Below are 17,867 nucleotides of genomic sequence, written 5' to 3'. Positions count from 1 at the left end.
AATTAACTCGCTTTACCAGTGTCAGAATCGGACTTAGAGTCGCGCCGAATTTATCACCATTTTTTCTCTTTTTCCGGAGCACCCAAGGTGGAAATGAGCACGACTTCCTCCAGTAAAAACAGCACTTTCGTTCCGGTTGCCGGTCTGAGTGTTTTCGCATTGGCATCAGGCTACTTAATGAGTCTGATCCCGCTGTCATTGCCATCCTTCGGGCTGGAGATTTCGCTCGCCCCCTGGTTGGCAAGCGTCTTCTATTTGGGCCTGTTATTGGGTGCAACCGGTATTGAGCCTGTCGTTGCTAAAATTGGCCACAGAATTTCATTTATTCTGTTTCTGGCAGCCCTGTTATCGACCATTTTGTTGATGATTGCTCTGCCCAGCGCCGAAGTCTGGATGCTGGCCCGTTTGTTGGCGGGTATTGCTGTTGCCGGTGTATTTGTCGTGGTTGAATCCTGGCTGTTGATGACCGACAGCGCCAAACAGCGCGCCAAACGCCTGGGCCTGTATATGACCTCACTGTACGGTGGCACCGCCATCGGCCAGCTGGGTATTGGTCAATTCGGTACCCAGGGACTACTGCCATACACTCTGGTTTGTATTCTGATCGCCACAGCTATCCTGCCACCTCTGTTGGTGAAGAAAGGCCAGCCAGCAGCGATGGAGCATCAGAAAATTGCCTGGCGCGATGTAAAGAACCTGAGCCGTCCGGCCATTATGGGTTGTCTGGTGTCAGGCCTGACCATGGGTCCAATATACGGCATGCTGCCAATTTACATCAAAAACCAGACAGGTAACGAGACTCAAACCGGTCTGTTGATGGCTATGGTGATTCTGGGCGGTATGATGGTGCAGCCTTTGGTGAGCTACCTTTCTACCCGCATGAGCAAGAGCCTGCTGATGGCCCTGTTCTGCCTGTTGGGTGCCGCCAGTGTGTTTATGTTGGTCACCGCCAATGACAATATCACCATGGCGATTGGCTACTCGCTGCTGGGCGCCAGCACATTTGCTCTGTACCCGGTCGCTATTACGCTGGCCTGTGACTCTATGAGCACCAGCAAGATAGTCGCAGCGACTCAGTTTATGCTGTTGAGCTACAGTCTGGGCAGTGTTGCCGGTCCTATGCTGGCATCCGTGTTCAAGGATATGCAATTCAGCCTGTTGATGTATCTGGGAATCTGTCTGGCCAGCACCTGTATTTACATGCTGATCAAAAGCTTTAAAGCCCCGAGAGATCAGCAGCCACTGGCCACCTGATACAGAGATCGAATCCATAGAAAACGCCTCCAACTGGAGGCGTTTTTTTATCTATAGCCTGGGGATTACGGCCTGCGGAACAGGTACTTCACGAAGGCGAGCCGGAAATGCACACTGCCCATGTAGAGAAGTGAAATCACCAGCAGATTAGCCAGTGCAATCAAGAGGAAAAACTCTGGGATACTCCAGCCCAACACCTCTAACAACACAATAGCCAACGCCGCAGAACCAATCATAAACAGCGCATTGAATATGTTGTTGGCGGCGATCACCTGAGCCCGCTCAGCCGGCCTCGCTTCAGCCTGGATAAAACTGTACAGAGGCACTATGTAGATGCCTCCACTGACACCTACCATAAACAGTGAGCTCAAAAGCCACCAGTGAGCCCCTGTGGCGGCAAAAGCTCCCAGGGTGTAACTTCCCTCAGCCGGTGGGTTAACCCACATCAGGGAAGCGTCCAGCGCGCAGCCAAACAGCATGAGTCCCAAGGCCCCCAAAGCCACCAGTCCCAATTCCACTTTGCCCCGTGCAAGCTTCACCGAAAGAAATGACCCAGTCCCAATCCCAAGGGAGAACAGTGCAAGCAGCAAGCTCACTACTGCGGGGGTAGCAAACAGTTCACTGCGGGTAAAGTTGGGGAACTGAGTCAGATAAATCGCCCCGGCAAACCAGAACCAACTGATGGCCAGAATCGCAATGAATATCTGCTTTTGTGACTTTACTGATTTAAGTATTTGCCAGTTGCCTTTGCGTTCAGTCACCTCACCAAGTGGCGGCAGAGACGGAATAAACTGACTGGCAATTAATCCAAGCAGAGCAAAGGCGACCACAGCCACAGCGCTGATAGTCTGAGCCTCAAAGGCGGACATAATCAGCCCGGCCCCCAGCGTACCGCCAAGAATGGCCATAAAGGTACCCACTTCAACCCAGGCGTTACCCTGGACCAATTCATCCGGCGCCAGGGATTGTGGCAATAAAGCATACTTTACCGGCCCAAAGTAAGCTGATTGGGTACCCATAAGAAACAATAACCCCAACATAGCCAGATAACTCTGAGTCAAAATAGCGATAGCCCCTGCGCACATCAGCAGCAGTTCAATCCACTTCAGACGGCGGATAAGCCAGGCTTTGTCACGACTGTCTGCCAGGTGTCCGGCATGGGCAGAGAAGATAAGGAAGGGCAGAATAAACAGGGCTGCCGCAAGATTGACGAACAGATCCACCGACATGGGCAATGAATCCAGACTCGCCCAGGCGATCATCAGCAGTAACACGTTCTTGTAAACATTGTCGTTAAGCGCGCCCAGGCACTGCACAACAAAGTAAGGGAAAAAACGTCTGCTGAAGAACATAGGTTCACAATCCTTATTCAGTGCATTCCTGGAGCGGGACAGGCCAAGCTCGACCTGTCAGCGCTATAGTTGCAAGGCCATCAGCATTCTGCCCTCGCCCGGACCAAAGTAATCGTCCTCGAAACCAATTTCAACAAAGCCTTCAGCCTCATACAGACACCGGGCAGGATTATCCGGAGATACCGTCAGCATGACCCGCTTTACCCCATCAGGCACAGCAGAGATACCGGCACGAATAAGCTGTTTGCCTATGCCTTTACCTCGATATTCGCTGTCTACTGCCAGTGACAGTATCCAGAAATCCTCAGGGTTGGCGGCTCGCACGGCCAACTGATAGCCCGCCAACCGACCCGAGTCGCTATCCCGTGCCAGCATCAAACCGTCATGCCAACAATCGAATACCTGGCGAAAGAAAAAGTCAGGGTAAGAGTGACTGCCAAACACCTGCTGTTCGAGCAAAAAAACTGCCGCCAAATCAGATTTGGCGGCAGCGTCGATAGAAATTACGGGATTCAATCAATGACCTTCCAATATTTTATCCCAGGCCAGTTGTGGCGCTCCCACCACAATGAAATTGGGATTTTCCATAGTCTCCCTTTCATTGTAACTCAGTGGGTTAAGGGTGATATCCATTAACTGGCCGCCAGCTTCTTCAACTATGATCTGGGCCGCACCAGTATCCCACTCGCCGGTTGGGCCAACCCGCACATAGCAATCTGCCCGGCCCTCTGCCACCAGACAGGACTTAAGCGCTGCACCACCCATGACAACCAGTTCACAGTGGCGGGGATCATGAAACAGTCGCAGTACAGATTGGGGGTCCTGACGGCGACTGACCGCCAGTCGTAATGCGGGATGCTCTGAGTCCAGAATAGGATGGCTGCTGATGCGAACCTCCCCCTGGTCACTGCGCTTATAGGCACCCAGCCCGGCAATGGCGTAGTAGCAGACGCCTGTCATGGGAACATAGACCACGCCCATAATGGGCCTGTTATGTTCAACCAGGGCAATAATCACTGAAAAATCACCGCTACCGGCAATAAACTCACCTGTACCATCCAGTGGGTCGACCAGCCAGTATCTCTGCCACTTACAACGCTCACTCAGGGCAATATCGGCGGCCTCCTCCGAGAGCACGGGAATTTCCGGCGTCAGTGCTGACAAACCTGAAAGAATAATGGCGTGGGATGCGAGGTCAGCTGAGGTCACAGGCGTATTGTCGGCCTTGATCTCCCGGTCGAACTCCCCACCCAAATAGATTTCACGGATCTTGGTGCCAGCCTCTGTGGCAACATTGATAACGGCTTCAATCAGGTTTTCAGGCTGCATAACTACTCCGGTCACTGCCCAGACATTTCCGGTGACACCGGAAAAAGATGTTACTTAAAGTTTTAGATGCTTTTGCGCCAAAAACAATGCGCTAACGCTACGGGACTCAGAAAAATCTTCCCGCTCCAGTAGTTGCTCCCATTCCTGCTGCGGCCAGGGCACCACTTCAATCGGCTCAGGCTCATCGCCTTCCAGCTGGCTTTCTGTCAGCTCTTCGGCCAGAAATATCTGCATCTTACTGGCAAAATAACCGGGAGCCAGGCTCAGCTCTTTCAACAAAGTCAGCTTGCCAGAGGCAAAACCTATCTCCTCCTGAAGCTCGCGGTTGGCGGCCTCAGCGGGTGTTTCACCGGGATCGATCAACCCCTTGGGGAAGCCAAGCTCGTAGTCATGTGTACCGGCCGCATATTCCCTCGCCAGCAACAATTTTCCCTGATGCACAGGCACCACCATCACGGCGCCGCGGGTTCCACCCTTCATTCGCTCGTAAAAACGCTCCACGTTATTGGAGAACTTCAAATGCACCTGCTCAACCTGAAACAGACGACTGCGGGCAACCACTTCCCGGTGGAGAATTTCAGGCTTTTGCCGTTGCGACATAGCGGCCTCTTAGCATAGGGTGATAATGGATGCGGACCCTGTCAAAATCCCTCTGAACTCAGTTCGCACCTTAATTAAGTTGGATACAATTAATCTTACTATTCTGTTTTTAATCCACAACTGTAATTTACTCTCTCAAGAATAAGAAAAAAGGAAAGGTATTCAATGCTTCCCTGGGACAAAATTGACACTGTGCTGCTGGATATGGATGGCACCCTGTTGGATCTGCATTTCGACAATCACTTCTGGCTGCAGCTGGTTCCCCGGGAGCTGTCGCGGGAGAAAGGGATCAGCATCGACGAAGCCAGGGCTATGGTGGAGGCTCAGTATGAGCAGGTCTCCGGCACTCTCAACTGGTACTGCCTGGATTACTGGCGTGAAACGCTTGGGCTGGATGTTCTGGCACTGCATCGGGAGATGGTCGAACGTATTCAGATGCGGCAGGACAGCATGCCGTTTCTGCAGGCGCTGGAGCAAGCCGGCAAGCTCAGGATTCTGGTCACCAACGCTCATCCCGACAACCTACAGCTCAAGCTTGAGCATACCGAGCTGAGACGCGGACTGGATAAAATGATTTCCAGCCATGAGACCGGCTATCCCAAGGAGCACCCCGCATTCTGGACGGCGTTGTTTGAGCGGTTTGAACTTGAGCCCGAGCGCTGTCTGTTTATTGATGACAGCGAACCCATACTGGCTGCCGCCCGCAAAGCCGGAGTGGGTTTCCAATTGGGTATCAAAAATCCCGACAGTCAAAAGCCCCATAAAGCGTTTGCTGACTTCCCGGCAATTGACGATTACCACTTGTTGCTGGAAGAGCTGCAATCAGGCTGAGTTGCATATCACTCTTTGTTTAATTAGGTCGAACTCCACATAGCTGTATTTGCAATCCCACCGGGAGGTTCAATTGAAAAGGGCTTTTATCTATATTGGGCTATTCGGCGCAGGTGTCGTTACCGGGCTCCTGACTAACAACCTAAGCTCTGACGAAGCAGACCTTAATCAAACATCAAATATCGCTCCAGCGACACTGCCCTCAGTCTCAAATGAAAGAGACACCAGCCATTCTTCTGAGTCTGCCGCCCCAATTGGCAACCCTCAAGACTCTCCATCAAACATTGCACAGGCTGCTGACCAGATAGATGACCGCACTTCCAGTCAAGTTAGCGATCTCCCGCTGGAGGAAGAGATCACCCAACTGTCTGCCAAATTACAGCTTTTGAAAAAACGTCTGGCAACAGAGCGAGTGTGTGCCGGTGAAGCAGTAAACAGCGATTGCGAACTCAACCTGAATACAGACTTTACCTCTCTGGTCATCAACCAGAATGGCTCAATAAACCAGAGTGAACTCAGCGCCCTGTTGCATCATGAAGACTTTCCAGTATTCATACAGCACGTAGCCGATTCCCCCAAATCTGATGTGAGTATGCAAAAAGAGGCGGCTTTGCAGCAAAAAATGTTCAGTGTCGCTGAGCAGTTCACAGGAATAACGCCACACGCAGCAGCCTGTAACGACAGTATTTGCACTGTGGAGCTAGGTTATGGCTCAGCTGAAGATTGGGAACAGGCTCAGGGGCCGCTTTATGGTGAATTATCAGGAGCCTTGTTTTTAAGCGATAACGATAACGTCATAAGACTGGTTTCGATTGTTGGCAGCGAGAGTTTTAGCGTCAAACAATAAGAAAGGGCGCATCAGCGCCCTTTTCATTAAGGTAATCAATCACAGCCCGGGGATCACGCCGGAATAACGGATAGTGTAGTAGCCATCCTGATCCTGTGGGCCAAGGAAGCCCAGAGCCTGTTTCAGGTCACCCGGCTGTGCATCGGTTTCACGAATCTTGCCATTAACCAGCAGCTTGTTGTTCTCGCCAACCGTCACCTCACCTTTGACGCCGAGTTGATTACTGTTCTCATCGGTACTCAGCACCACCTCACCATCCCGACAGGCCAGTCCAAGTTGAATATTGCCCAGCGGGTAATCACCAAACTGGTTTTTTACCGCCAGGTGATTCAGGAATACTTTACCCGTCAAGGCTTCACACCAGGGCTGACCTTGCTCCAGCTCAGGCACAATCAAACTGAGTTCGCCATCAACCTTGGTTCTGAAAGGCAGTCTGGCATTGCCAATCAAAAATCCACTGGGAGCTTCAAAACGAAGGTCTTCAGCCTGAATACCTGACATAGACCAGGACACCAGCCCCCGTCCGGCAACTGCACTGGCTCTGTTGCCTACAGACAGTTCAGCAGACACTTTCCCCATCAACAGAGGTAAAAACTGCAGATTCCAGTTCACCTGCTCCAGTTGACGCCTGTCAACCGTGACCATATCGGCGCTGCCATCCCAGATGGTACCTGTAACGCCGGCGACTTTAACCTGTGGAGGCAGGGGTGCCAGTTGCACCGCAACCCTTGCGGGAAACAAGACGACCATAAACACCAGGTAAATCAGCAACCCCAAAAGAATCTTTTTAACCACGCTTACTTCCTGTTTATTGTCGTTCAGCGAGACAACTGCACCCGGCGAACCTGAACATAGCCGGGGGTGTCGGTAGAGGAAACATCCAGATTATCCAGTGCCAGGCCTTTCTGCTGCACCAGTTCGTTCAGATACCCCAGGAGTGCATCAAAAGGCACATCATCCATCCAGAGTTGGATCTTGTCTCCCTGTGGCTGCATACGGGTAATTTCCAGACCATACTTGGCGGCGGAACCTGTGACAGCTGAACTCAAGCTTCCCCGAAATGCTGCCTGACCACCACTCTGGCGCAACGACATTATCTTGTTGGCCGTCTGCTTTACATAGCTGAGTGTTTGTTGCTGCGCCTGCAGCTGACGGCGGGCGTCCTCTTCGGCGTTGGTAATTGGGGTCCAGATTCCCCAATACAGCACACCAATCACCCCAACCATGGCAGCGGCGGACAACATTTGCTGCTCGCGCTGAGCCAGACCCGCCCACCAGGCTTTGAAATTTTCCATTACAGACTCCTCAGGGTCAGAGTGCTGGTCACCTGATCATCACTGCTGTTCATAGCGCCGGCGCTGACATCAAAATCTTTACCTGCCAACTCTCTGAACCTCTCTATCTGCCCATAGCTCTTGGCGCTGACCTGCATACGTAACTCGCCGCGATTGCTGTCGAACCTGAGGCTGTCAGGGCGCAATTCAGGCACCTGATTAAAGGACCCCTCGAGAGATACCAACATGGCAAACAGGCGATCACCACCACCCTGCCCCTGAAGTTTACCCAGCTCACTCTTCATCTGACTGCGCAGGTTCACAATACGGCTGCTGCCGGGCACGGCTTTGCGATAAATGCTCTCAGTCTGGGCTTTCAGCTCGGCAATCTGCGCGTCCATCCGATAGATATTGATCCCCTTGTTGGCCAGAGCCAACACCACCACAATACCCGCTGCTATGGCCGCATTTCGCCACAGGATTAAATGCTTGCTGAGCTCACGCTTGGGCTTATAGACCCCGCTGAGCAGGTTAATTCCAGCCTGTGGCAATCCCCTGGCCAGCACCTGCAATGGCAGCTCCAGTGGTTGCTCATGCACCTGAGTACCCGGAATTGTCATGCTGGTATATGTTGCGACTGAGACTTGCTCATCGCCGCCTGTCGGCAGCAGTCTGGGCACTATCACTTCGGACCAATCAGCCGGAATACTTTGCCCGGAACCAACAGATGTTCTCAGCAGCAGTTCACGGCCAAACATCATGGCTGCCCACTGGCAATCGGCCAGCGGCAGTGCGAGACAGTCTGGCACTATCACTCTGGCCTTGAGCCCTGCTTCGGTTAACCACTCCAGCCAGTTCTGCATCTGCTCATGAGTTACCGCGACCACGTTCAGCTGCTCACCTTCCCGGGCGCCCACCACAAAGTGCATCTGCTCGACATTATCGACCAGTTGTTCTTCCAGCATAAATGGCAGAGCTTTCAGTGCCTGACGCTGACCTTTCTCAGGCAGAGTTACCTGAGTCATGGCCAGTGCTGCGCTGGACACCAGCACTTCTACCGGACGATTGCCGGCGCGCTCAGTTAATGAGCTCAGTTCACCGGCATTGGCCAGCTCACCGGAGGCGATAATCTCCTGCTCCTGCTCTGACCACACCAGCCAGGAACAGGGCTGTTCGTAAGCACTTCCCAGGTGGATAAATAACCGTTCAATCACACTGACTCTCCATCAGCTACGCTTCTCTTCGGCAGCTTGCTTGTCTTCTGTTTTGTTCTGGGCGCCAAACTGGCGGGTAACCACTTTAAACTGGCCACCTGAATTCTTCAGCACACTCTCCATCTGGAAAATGGCGTTATCGACCCGGGCACCGGCATGCAGCAAAAAATACTTACTGTCGACCACGATACTGGACTTCATCTTGGCATCAACACCGGCTCCCGGGTTGGCGTCAGTCCAAAAATCTTCAAGATTTTCATAACCTGCTGCAGGGCGTTGACCTATCAGATTTTCCGCTTCACCTACAGAAATCTGATTATCAAACATGGCCGCCAACAGTGCGGCCTGCTCTACATCAACCGTGTTGATGTTCAACACCTGCTCGCTGTTACCCGGTATCACACACACATAGGGCGCCAGCGCCTGATAAACTTCCTGCGTTACACCCATTACGGCCCGCAACTCACTCTTGTCATTCATCAGAGTATTGGCCGCGCGATAGGGCACAGTGCGGGACTCATACTCAGAATCTTCAGCGCCGAAAGGGCTGGCGACTGTGTCTTCGTCCAGATAATCCTTAACGGTATGACTGAGGCTTTCAGCCATAAAGTCATCCATGCCCAATGCCACCAAAAGCGCCTGAAACTGGCGGGTTGGCAGTGGCATTTTGGGCTGACCATTCTCATTCTCTTCGCTTGGCTGCGACAAGGCATTGAGGTTGAAACAGCTGCGCAGATCCTTCATCTCGCCGCCAATCTCGCCATATTCGGCCGGGAAAACAACATCGGCCAGCGCCCAATACTGCTGCAGATGCACCGTACCGTCGGCATCATCCATATCCTGCTTAAGCACTTTCTTTGCCAGCTCTTCGGCGCTGATGGCGTACCAGTAAGCCTGATCATATTGGGTCAGGTTCATGGTGCGGCGCACTGACAACTGGTTACGACCGGTAATATCTGCGGCTATCACCGCAATCACGGCCACAATCAGCAGCACAACCAGCAGGGCGACACCTTTTTGTTTTTTAATCATGATCAGGTCCCCGGCTTTTGCTCACCACCGCCTCCGGAACCACCTCCAGAGCCACCAGAGCCGGAACCGCCGGAGTTATTACCACCTGTGTTGTTGCCACCGGAGTTATTTCCGCCGTTGTTGCCACCATTGTCATCGTTATCGGCTTTAACACTGCCCTGCTCAGGCAGCAGGAACTTGCGGGTGACCACCCCAAGACCATCCAACTCAACTTCCATGGCGATCGCCTTTGGCATCACACTGCCATCGGCAGTTTTCTCCCAACTGTCATTGAGAAAAAAGGCGTACTTCACCTCAAGTACCTTATCCATCAGCACTGTCTTTTCAGGTTCAGCACCCAACTCAGGATCCGGATAGGGGTAATACCAACGCTCAAGCCTGTCTTCCACATGGATATAAGCCACGGCCTGAATGCTACCTCTGGGCAGTATTCCCTCTGGGTTCAGCCAACCCAGTCGGTAAAAACTGATCCCTTCAGACTGCGAGTCCAACAGATTGGGACCAGCCTGAAAAATCGTGTTACTACGGCCGCCTTCCAGCAACCGGGGACTACGGGCCACCATCTGCGCCAGATCCCGGCCGATGGCACCAAACCCCTGTTGCATACCTTTCAGTCGCAACGAAAAATCCTGGGTTACCTGATCATTGCGCATCACTGTTTGCAACACGGCATTGGCAGTGACACCCAACATGGCAAAGATGGCGATGGCAATCAGCATCTCCAGCAGGGTAAAACCCCGGCTGCCTTTACTCCTGATTCGCCACATAACTGCTCACCTGTGCCTTGATACGCTTAAATCTCTCATCATCACTGACGCTGATACGTATCATGCGAAATTTATCGTCTGTGGTTTTCACCACTTCCCGGCGCCAGTACCACTCCTTACCCGCCAGTTCCTCTTTGCCATTTTTCTTGCCTATGGCAGGAAAAGGCTCGCTGAGTCGGGCATCAACCATCTGGTTGTCGGCTACCCATTGCGCCAGGGTTCTGTCTTCCAGCACCGGCATGTTGGACATCATCTCTGCCAGTGTCTTGGTTATGGCTACTGCCGCAATAGCAAATACCGCCATGGCAACCATCACTTCCAGCAGGGTCATCCCTTTGCCGGATTTAAATTTAATTCGCCGGGTATTCATCTTCTCTGCCCAGCGTCAGTCTGCCCAGTGGATTGGCCACCACCAGAACATCAATATCTTTGTTGTTGTCATCCCTGCCGAGAAAACTGAGCTCAAAGCCACTCATCTCGCCACTGGGAAACAAAAAAACCTGTGGGTCCAGCTTCTTTTCCTTCTTGGTGAAGCCGACATCCGCTTCTTCAAAGGGCTCATCAAACCAGGAGGTTTCTTCTTCATCCTCCTGCACCAGTGGTAAACCTTCCACCACCAGACTCAATTCGACCGGCTCTTCAAATTCGCGACGGGAGACCATACGGCCATCCTCCAGAGGAACCCATTTACCTTCCCGCCTGAGCACAAACTCATAGCTGTGATCTTCCACCACCAGGCCGACAAACTGACCGCTCATCACCACCTCGTCCAGCACCAATTCAGTGGTTGCCACAAACTGCCTGGCGTGACGCTCCAGCTCTTTTTCAGGCCCGGCGTTGTTTATCGACAGGGTAACGGCTGATGCCGCCAGCCCCATCAACAAAATGACCAGCAGAACCTCAAGCAGGGTAAAACCCGCCTGGCGGGAAGACTGCATTACTGGAAGCTCTGCAGGTTCCAGCTACCGATATCGTCTTCAGTACCTGGTTGACCGTCAGGACCCGAAGAGAAAATATCGATCTTGCCGTTTTCACCAGGGCTCAGCAGCAGATAATCATTGCGCCATGGATCCTGTGGCAAACGCTTCAGATAACCATCTTCACGATAGTTGCGTGGCTCAGGAGAGATACTTGGCTTTTGAACCAGTGCATCCAGACCCTGCTCAGTGGTTGGATAAACACTGTTGTCCAGCTTGTACATATCCAGAGCGTTTTCCAGTGCAACAATGTCAGATACCGCCTTCTGCTGATCTGCCTTGTCTTTGTTACCCATCAGGTTGGGAACTACCATGGAGGCGAGGATCCCCAGGATCACGATCACCACCATCACTTCCAACAGGGTGAAACCTGTTTGTCTGTTGCGCCTTTGCATTGTCTACTTCTCCTTAAAAGGTGACGCCATCAGGGTCACATAAAACGCTTTGCTGTCAGCCGCTGATCATATTGTTGAGCTGCAGAATCGGCTGCAGGATAGCCATTACGATAAACAGCACCACCCCCGCCATGGATACCACCAACATGGGTTCAAATACTCCAAGGGCGATATTGACGTTGGATTCAAATTCTCTGTCCTGGTTGTCGGCAGCCCGCTCCAGCATCTGCTCCAGTTCACCACTCTTTTCACCCGAACTGATCATGTACAGCATCATGGCCGGAAACAGCTTGGTATTGGTTAACGCCGCTCCCAGACTGGTACCTTCACGCACTCTGGCTGTGGCGTCCTGAACTGCGTCTCTTACCCGCACATTCTGCAATACATCACTGGCGATACGCATGCCGTCAAGCAGGGGCACAGAACTGGCCGACAAAATACTTAAGGTACGCGCAAAGCGCGCCGTATTCAGCCCTTTGCTGACCTTACCAATAACCGGCATTTTCAGCAGACTGGTATGGTATTTCATTTTGAAGCCGGGCTTCATCAGCAACCGCTGGAACAGGATAACGGCTGCTGCAATAACACCCAGAATGATCAAACCATATTGCTGCAGAAACTCGGAGCTGGAGATCAGCAGTCGTGTTGTCCAGGGCAATTCCTGTCCCATATGAACGAACTGATCCACTACCTTGGGCACCACGGCAGTCAAGAGCACGGCGATCACCCCAATGGCAACCATGGTCAGCACTATGGGATAGATCATCGCCTGGGTAAGCTTGGACTTCAGCTGTTGTCGGCGCTCTGTGTAATCGGCCAGACGATTCAATACCACTTCCAGGTGACCGGATTTTTCGCCGGATGCCACCATGGCACGGTAGAGATCATCAAATACATGGGGAAACTCGGCCATGGAATCGGCCAGAGAGTAACCTTCAACAACCCGGGAGCGAACCGCCATAATCATGGAGGCCAGCCTGTCTTTCTCACACTGCTGTCCCACAGCCTTGAGCGCTTCTTCCACCGGCAAACCGGCCGCTACCAAAGTCGCCAGCTGACGGGTGAGCAGCGCCAGTTCCGCCGTGGAAACCTTACGCTTGAACAGACGCAGGCCACCAGTGGCACTGCGGGTTTCCTTTTCGACTACGGGCTGAATATCCAGAGGCATCAGCCCCTGATCTCGCAGCTGAGTACGGGCATGACGGGCAGTATCAGCCTCAATCACCCCTTTGTTTTGCTTACCTTTGCGGTCCAGTGCTTTGTATTCAAACGCCGGCATGGATTATTCCTCCCGGGTCACACGCAGCACTTCTTCCAGAGTGGTAATACCCGCTCTGACCTTGGCCATGCCATCGAAGCGGATACTTGGCGTATGCTTACGAACGTAACGCTCGATAGCCAGCTCACCTTTACCGCCGTGGATAAGCTCACGTACCTGATCATCCACAACCAGCAGTTCATGGATACCGGTACGACCGCGATAACCGTTATAGCCACAGGCTTTACAACCTTTGGCTCTGTAAATCATTTCATCGCCATCTTCCATACCCAGCAGCTCCCGCTCACGGGCATCGGGCTTGTGCGCCTCTTTACAGTCAGGACACAGAGTACGCACCAGACGTTGAGCCAATACCCCCAGCAAACTGGACGAGACCAGGAAGGGCTCAACCCCCATATCCTGCAATCGGGTAATAGCGCCTGAAGCGGTATTGGTGTGCAGGGTGGAAATAACCAGGTGACCGGTCAAAGAGGCCTGTACGGCGATCTGTGCCGTTTCCAGGTCGCGGATTTCACCTATCATCACCACATCCGGATCCTGACGCAAAATCGCGCGCAGGCCGCGGGCAAAGGTCATATCTACCTTGGTATTAACCTGGGTCTGACCTATACCTTCAAGTTCATATTCAATTGGATCTTCCACCGTCAGGATATTGGTATCCCGGGTGTTAATTTCAGTCAGACCGGCATACAAGGTGGTGCTCTTACCTGAGCCGGTTGGACCGGTCACCAAAATAATGCCGTGTGGCTTGCGGATCAGGTCATCGAACTGAGTCCGCACAGAAGGCGTCATACCCAGCTGCGCCAGGTTCAGGTTACCGGCATTCTTGTCCAGCAGACGCAATACCACACGTTCGCCGTGGCTTGATGGCATGGTTGATACCCGCACATCCACAGCCCGGCCACCGATACGCAGAGAGATACGGCCATCCTGCGGAACCCGCTTCTCGGCAATATCCAGACGCGCCATAACCTTGATACGGGAAACCAGGAGTGACGATAGTTTACGGTTGGGCTTGAGCACCTCTTTCAACACACCATCCACCCGGAAGCGCACAACCAGCTGCTTCTCATAGGTTTCAATGTGGATATCCGAGGCTTCCTCTTTAATCGCTTCCGACAACAAGGCGTTGATCAAGCGGATGATAGGCGCATCATCATCCCCTTCCAGCAGATCTTCTGTCTGGGGCAGCTCTTCAGCAAGAGTAAACAGGTCCATCTCGTTACCGAGATCTTCCATCAACTGCTGAGCCTCAGAGGAGTTGGCCTGATAGGCCTGGGTCAGCCTGGCTTCGAACTCGTTCTGGGCAAGTTGTACCAGCGGCAGGTCTTTACCGGTAAAACGACGGGCCTCCAACAGGGCTGCAACCGGCGTTGTCTCGGTATAAAACAGGGTCAGAGGTTGATCATCTGTTTTGGCCAGCACCAGGGTATACCTGTGAGCAAAGGCAAAGGGCAAACGCTCTCTGCCCATGGCTTCAAATACTTCATCACCCTGAGCTTCAACATCCATGCCCAGCTCACTGGACATTGCCGCCAGCTCGTCATGGGCATCTTGGGTATGAGACTGCTGTGAATTAGTCATTGGATCCGTCTTTCTGCTTCTGCTCGTCCAGGGTTTTCAGCACAGGCTCTGTTTGACGCATCTTCATATCCAGACCCTTGCGATCTTTGTAACGCTCGAGGATTTCATTCACCTCAGGCGACAGGTACTCTTCCTGACTCCACTCTTCCAGAATTGGTACATCTGTATTTGGCATCAGGTTTACGCCACGCTCCTGCTGTTCCAGCTGCAGTGCGCGGAAGTAGTTGTACTTACGACCGGCAATACCTTCCATGGTGACACCATCACGAATAATGGTCGGCTTAATAAACACCATCAGGTTCTTTTTCTTCTTGCCGCTGCTGGATGACTTGAACAGGTGCCCGATAATCGGGATATCACCCAGGAAAGGTACCTTCTGTACGCTCTCCTGCACCTCTTCGTTGATCAAACCGCCCAGCACCACAATCTCGCCTGAGTCAGCCATCACTGTGGTGGTCAAACGACGGGTAGCGAAGGTCACATCCACACCGGTTTTACCATTGATACCGGATACTTCCTGCTCAATGGTCAATTTCACCGATGTGCCTTCGTTGATCTGAGGGATCACTTTCAGCTTCACACCCACTTCCTTACGCTCAACGGTCTGGAATGGGTTGGAGTTACCATTGGAGGAGTTCTGGGCACCTGTCAGTACAGGGACTTCATCACCGACAATAAAGGAGGCTTCCTGGTTATCCAGGGTAGTAATAGAAGGCGTAGCCAGTACGTTGGAGTTGGTATCGCTGGACACAGCCTGCACCAGAGCACCAAAGTCGCCCATGGTCACACCCCATGCCATACCATTCACTTTACCCAGCGCCTGCGCGAGCAGGGTAATGTCGCCTGGAGTGTCTGGGTTATCAGTACAGGTCTTGTTATCACCTGAACCAGAACAGGTCTGAGAAGCCTTTTGCGGCTGAGCCTGCCAGATACCGGCACCAATCTCGCCTATGGTTGGGCCCAGATTGTTAAACTGAGTACCACCACCTGCGGTGGTCGCCCACTGCACGCCAAAACCAACATCATCGCCTTCGGCAACTTCCACGATAATGGCTTCAACCAGTACCTGCGCACGGCGAATGTCCAGCTGGTTGATCACGCTTTCCAGGGTACGCATCTGATCCGGCTCAGCACTGATCACCAAAGCATTGGTGTCCGTGTGGGCCATAATATTGATCTTACTGTTACGGGCAGAGCGGGATTTACCCCCCTCTTTTTCCTCTTCCAGCTTCTCGGCGAAGCCGGTCAGTACATCCACCAGATCTTCAGCATTGGCATATCTCAGGTAACGTACCTTGGTGTTGCCATTACTGGCTTGCTCTTCATCCAGCTTCTTAATCAGGGCTACAACACGTTCACGGCTTTTTTCATCACCACTGACTATCACGGCGTTAATACGCTCGTCGGCCACGACTTTGGGGGCCTGACCTGGCATTTGCGCCTGATTACCGGAGGAGCGATACAGAGTGTCGATAATACGCACTACCTCTGAAGCCGAGGCATGCTTCAAATTAACCACCTGGGTTTCGACGTCACCCTGCTGATCAACCTTTTGCACAATCTCAACCAGCTTGTTTACTGTGGCAGCACGGCCGGTAATCATCAGCACGTTGGAAGGGTCGTAGTTAACCACATTACCGCCACCGGCATTGTCGTTGAGCTGACGCAGCAAAGGCGCGAGCTGTTTGGCTTCCGTGTTGTACAGGGGAACAATACGGGTCACCATCTCGTCGCCGCCGCCCGGCTTTCCATCATCAGCCACCCGGATATTAGACAGTTTGGCGTCCTTATCCTTGATCACCTTGATAATGTTGTTATCCATTTCGACCACGGCGTAGCCGTATACCTGGAGCACATTAAGGAAGAACTGGTAATACTGCTCATCGTTCAGCAGGTCATAACTGCGAACGTTGATTTTGCCGCGAATGGTTGGGTCGACGATGATGGTCTTGTTCAGGTTTTTACCAACAATATTGATAAACTCCTGAATATCAGTGCCCTTGAAGTTCGCCGCATACTGTTCTGACCAGGCAGGCTGGGCCAGCAAAGCGGCTCCGGCTACCAAAGTGGCGATCAGCTTGCGTCGAAAGCCCTTGTTATTCATTGTTATTTCCCCTGCTTCATGTTCACTGCTGCGGCAAACTGAATAAGATTTCTACCAGTTGTCCCTGACGCTCTACCATCACTGAAACTTCTGTCAGCGTCGGCAATTGGGCCATCACTTCGATGGACTGCGCCATATCGGTTAAGTCGTATCCATTAATGGACTTCGCCAAATCATTGGGTTGGAACCCGGCGGCCTTGAACAGGCTGGGGTCTTTACCCGGATTCAGGCGATAACCGGATACCTCACCATTAAGTCTGACCGGTGAAATGGCGATAAAGTCCGTAATCTTGCCGGGATCTTCCAGCAAGAGGTCCCGGGAGTATTCCAACTCCTCGGCGATTTTTTTGTTATCTCTTTGGTCCAGCCTGTCCACCTTGGCTTCCTGCAGTCGCTCATTGGCTTCGCTTTGGGTGGTATATTTAAGACCGTCCAGCATCAGGGTTTCATACCGACCATTGTTGGTAATGATCACCCGGTCGGCATAAACCTCCTTCAATGAGGCTGAGGTGCCTTTGATTTTGTCACCCAGGCTATAGGTTTCCTGACTGCCGCGGGATTCGATAACAGCCAGACCATTACGCTCGGCCGTCGAGGCCACCACACCAGTCAGCTGAATAGAAAGGGAAGTTTTGGGGGCGTCGGTAATCATCTCCGCCACAGGCTCAGCCTTGGCGGCTTTAGGCTTGTCAGACACCTTGCCGAACAAAGCCAGACGATTGATACCATCAAGTGATGCACCAGCACCGCTGGCGGCTTCAGCTGACGTGAGTGTAGGCTGCCATGCCAGCTGATTGGAATCTGTCGGGATCAGCTTCCAGCTGATCTGAGCTGCCAGATACAGAGCGATTACCACCAATAACCAGAATACCCCGGTACTGACAGGCTTTTGCGGGATCCGGCTGGCCCTGCTGAATAATTTTTCCAATAAATCCATATTCACCGGGCCTGTATGGCCTCTGTTCTGTTTATTTATCTTTATAAGACCGACTCATGCTAACCCAGCATAGGGTTTGGCAACAAGCCGA

At 52.5% G+C, this 17,867-nt stretch carries 19 protein-coding genes; 3 read left to right on the top strand and 16 right to left on the bottom strand.

The window, feature by feature from the left end; translation table 11 throughout:
• Positions 1 to 93: 93 nt before the first annotated feature.
• The gene (locus ACFOE0_RS08020) at positions 94 to 1,254 is read left to right on the top strand and encodes an MFS transporter (protein ID WP_248937553.1); all 1,161 of its coding nucleotides are present in this window, start codon (positions 94 to 96) and stop codon (positions 1,252 to 1,254) included.
• A 65-nt stretch (positions 1,255 to 1,319) separates the two neighbouring features.
• Here ACFOE0_RS08020 and ACFOE0_RS08015 read toward each other — a convergent pair whose 3' ends face one another.
• From ACFOE0_RS08015 to nudE, 4 genes are all read right to left on the bottom strand, one after another.
• Positions 1,320 to 2,606 carry an MFS transporter gene (locus tag ACFOE0_RS08015; RefSeq protein ID WP_248937552.1) on the bottom strand — a complete coding sequence of 429 codons (1,287 nt, stop codon included), beginning with the start codon at positions 2,604 to 2,606 and terminating at the stop codon, positions 1,320 to 1,322.
• Positions 2,607 to 2,669: 63 nt separating this feature from the next.
• Complete coding sequence (locus tag ACFOE0_RS08010; RefSeq protein WP_248937551.1) at positions 2,670 to 3,122, bottom strand: GNAT family N-acetyltransferase; 453 nt, start codon at positions 3,120 to 3,122, stop codon at positions 2,670 to 2,672.
• A complete protein-coding gene (gene cysQ, locus ACFOE0_RS08005; protein ID WP_115139086.1) occupies positions 3,123 to 3,935 on the bottom strand; it encodes a 3'(2'),5'-bisphosphate nucleotidase CysQ in 813 nt (270 codons plus the stop codon).
• A 54-nt stretch (positions 3,936 to 3,989) separates the two neighbouring features.
• Entirely contained in the window at positions 3,990 to 4,535 is a 546-nt protein-coding gene (nudE, locus tag ACFOE0_RS08000; RefSeq protein WP_248937550.1) for an ADP compounds hydrolase NudE, read from the bottom strand.
• Positions 4,536 to 4,700: 165 nt separating this feature from the next.
• Between nudE and yrfG the strand changes: the two genes are divergently transcribed.
• Positions 4,701 to 5,366: a GMP/IMP nucleotidase gene (yrfG, locus tag ACFOE0_RS07995; protein WP_248937549.1), complete on the top strand. Its 666-nt coding sequence runs from the start codon at positions 4,701 to 4,703 to the stop codon at positions 5,364 to 5,366.
• 73 nt (positions 5,367 to 5,439) lie between these two features.
• Positions 5,440 to 6,213 (top strand): hypothetical protein, encoded by a 774-nt coding sequence (locus tag ACFOE0_RS07990; RefSeq protein ID WP_248937548.1) that lies wholly within the window; start codon positions 5,440 to 5,442, stop codon positions 6,211 to 6,213.
• Positions 6,214 to 6,252: 39 nt separating this feature from the next.
• Here ACFOE0_RS07990 and ACFOE0_RS07985 read toward each other — a convergent pair whose 3' ends face one another.
• From ACFOE0_RS07985 to gspC, 12 genes are all read right to left on the bottom strand, one after another.
• The gene (locus tag ACFOE0_RS07985; protein ID WP_248937568.1) at positions 6,253 to 6,963 is read right to left on the bottom strand and encodes a type II secretion system protein N; all 711 of its coding nucleotides are present in this window, start codon (positions 6,961 to 6,963) and stop codon (positions 6,253 to 6,255) included.
• 68 nt (positions 6,964 to 7,031) lie between these two features.
• Positions 7,032 to 7,508 carry a type II secretion system protein M gene (locus ACFOE0_RS07980; protein WP_380711745.1) on the bottom strand — a complete coding sequence of 159 codons (477 nt, stop codon included), beginning with the start codon at positions 7,506 to 7,508 and terminating at the stop codon, positions 7,032 to 7,034.
• The gene (gene gspL / locus ACFOE0_RS07975) at positions 7,508 to 8,701 is read right to left on the bottom strand and encodes a type II secretion system protein GspL (protein WP_248937546.1); all 1,194 of its coding nucleotides are present in this window, start codon (positions 8,699 to 8,701) and stop codon (positions 7,508 to 7,510) included. Before gspL ends, ACFOE0_RS07980 begins: the two co-directional genes overlap by 1 nt.
• Before the next feature lie 12 nt (positions 8,702 to 8,713).
• On the bottom strand, positions 8,714 to 9,733 hold the full coding sequence (gene gspK / locus ACFOE0_RS07970) for a type II secretion system minor pseudopilin GspK (protein WP_248937545.1): 1,020 nt from the start codon (positions 9,731 to 9,733) through the stop codon (positions 8,714 to 8,716).
• Positions 9,734 to 9,735: 2 nt separating this feature from the next.
• Positions 9,736 to 10,500, bottom strand: a complete 765-nt coding sequence (gspJ, locus tag ACFOE0_RS07965; protein ID WP_248937544.1) for a type II secretion system minor pseudopilin GspJ — start codon at positions 10,498 to 10,500, stop codon at positions 9,736 to 9,738.
• Complete coding sequence (gene gspI, locus ACFOE0_RS07960) at positions 10,481 to 10,870, bottom strand: type II secretion system minor pseudopilin GspI (protein WP_248937543.1); 390 nt, start codon at positions 10,868 to 10,870, stop codon at positions 10,481 to 10,483. The genes gspJ and gspI overlap by 20 nt, the downstream gene beginning before the upstream one ends.
• Complete coding sequence (gene gspH, locus ACFOE0_RS07955) at positions 10,851 to 11,438, bottom strand: type II secretion system minor pseudopilin GspH (RefSeq protein WP_115139078.1); 588 nt, start codon at positions 11,436 to 11,438, stop codon at positions 10,851 to 10,853. The genes gspI and gspH overlap by 20 nt, the downstream gene beginning before the upstream one ends.
• On the bottom strand, positions 11,438 to 11,872 hold the full coding sequence (gene gspG, locus ACFOE0_RS07950; RefSeq protein ID WP_115139077.1) for a type II secretion system major pseudopilin GspG: 435 nt from the start codon (positions 11,870 to 11,872) through the stop codon (positions 11,438 to 11,440). Before gspG ends, gspH begins: the two co-directional genes overlap by 1 nt.
• A 55-nt stretch (positions 11,873 to 11,927) precedes the next feature.
• The gene (gene gspF / locus ACFOE0_RS07945; protein ID WP_248937542.1) at positions 11,928 to 13,151 is read right to left on the bottom strand and encodes a type II secretion system inner membrane protein GspF; all 1,224 of its coding nucleotides are present in this window, start codon (positions 13,149 to 13,151) and stop codon (positions 11,928 to 11,930) included.
• A gap of 3 nt (positions 13,152 to 13,154) precedes the next feature.
• The gene (gene gspE, locus ACFOE0_RS07940; RefSeq protein WP_283106552.1) at positions 13,155 to 14,735 is read right to left on the bottom strand and encodes a type II secretion system ATPase GspE; all 1,581 of its coding nucleotides are present in this window, start codon (positions 14,733 to 14,735) and stop codon (positions 13,155 to 13,157) included.
• Entirely contained in the window at positions 14,728 to 16,839 is a 2,112-nt protein-coding gene (gene gspD / locus ACFOE0_RS07935) for a type II secretion system secretin GspD (RefSeq protein WP_248937541.1), read from the bottom strand. Before gspD ends, gspE begins: the two co-directional genes overlap by 8 nt.
• 22 nt (positions 16,840 to 16,861) lie before the next feature.
• A complete protein-coding gene (gspC, locus tag ACFOE0_RS07930; RefSeq protein WP_115139073.1) occupies positions 16,862 to 17,776 on the bottom strand; it encodes a type II secretion system protein GspC in 915 nt (304 codons plus the stop codon).
• Positions 17,777 to 17,867 lie beyond the last annotated feature (91 nt).

This window comes from Shewanella submarina (genome assembly GCF_042646185.1).
GTDB classification, from domain to species: domain Bacteria; phylum Pseudomonadota; class Gammaproteobacteria; order Enterobacterales; family Shewanellaceae; genus Shewanella; species Shewanella corallii.
This window is presented reverse-complemented; position numbering and strand designations above follow the sequence as displayed.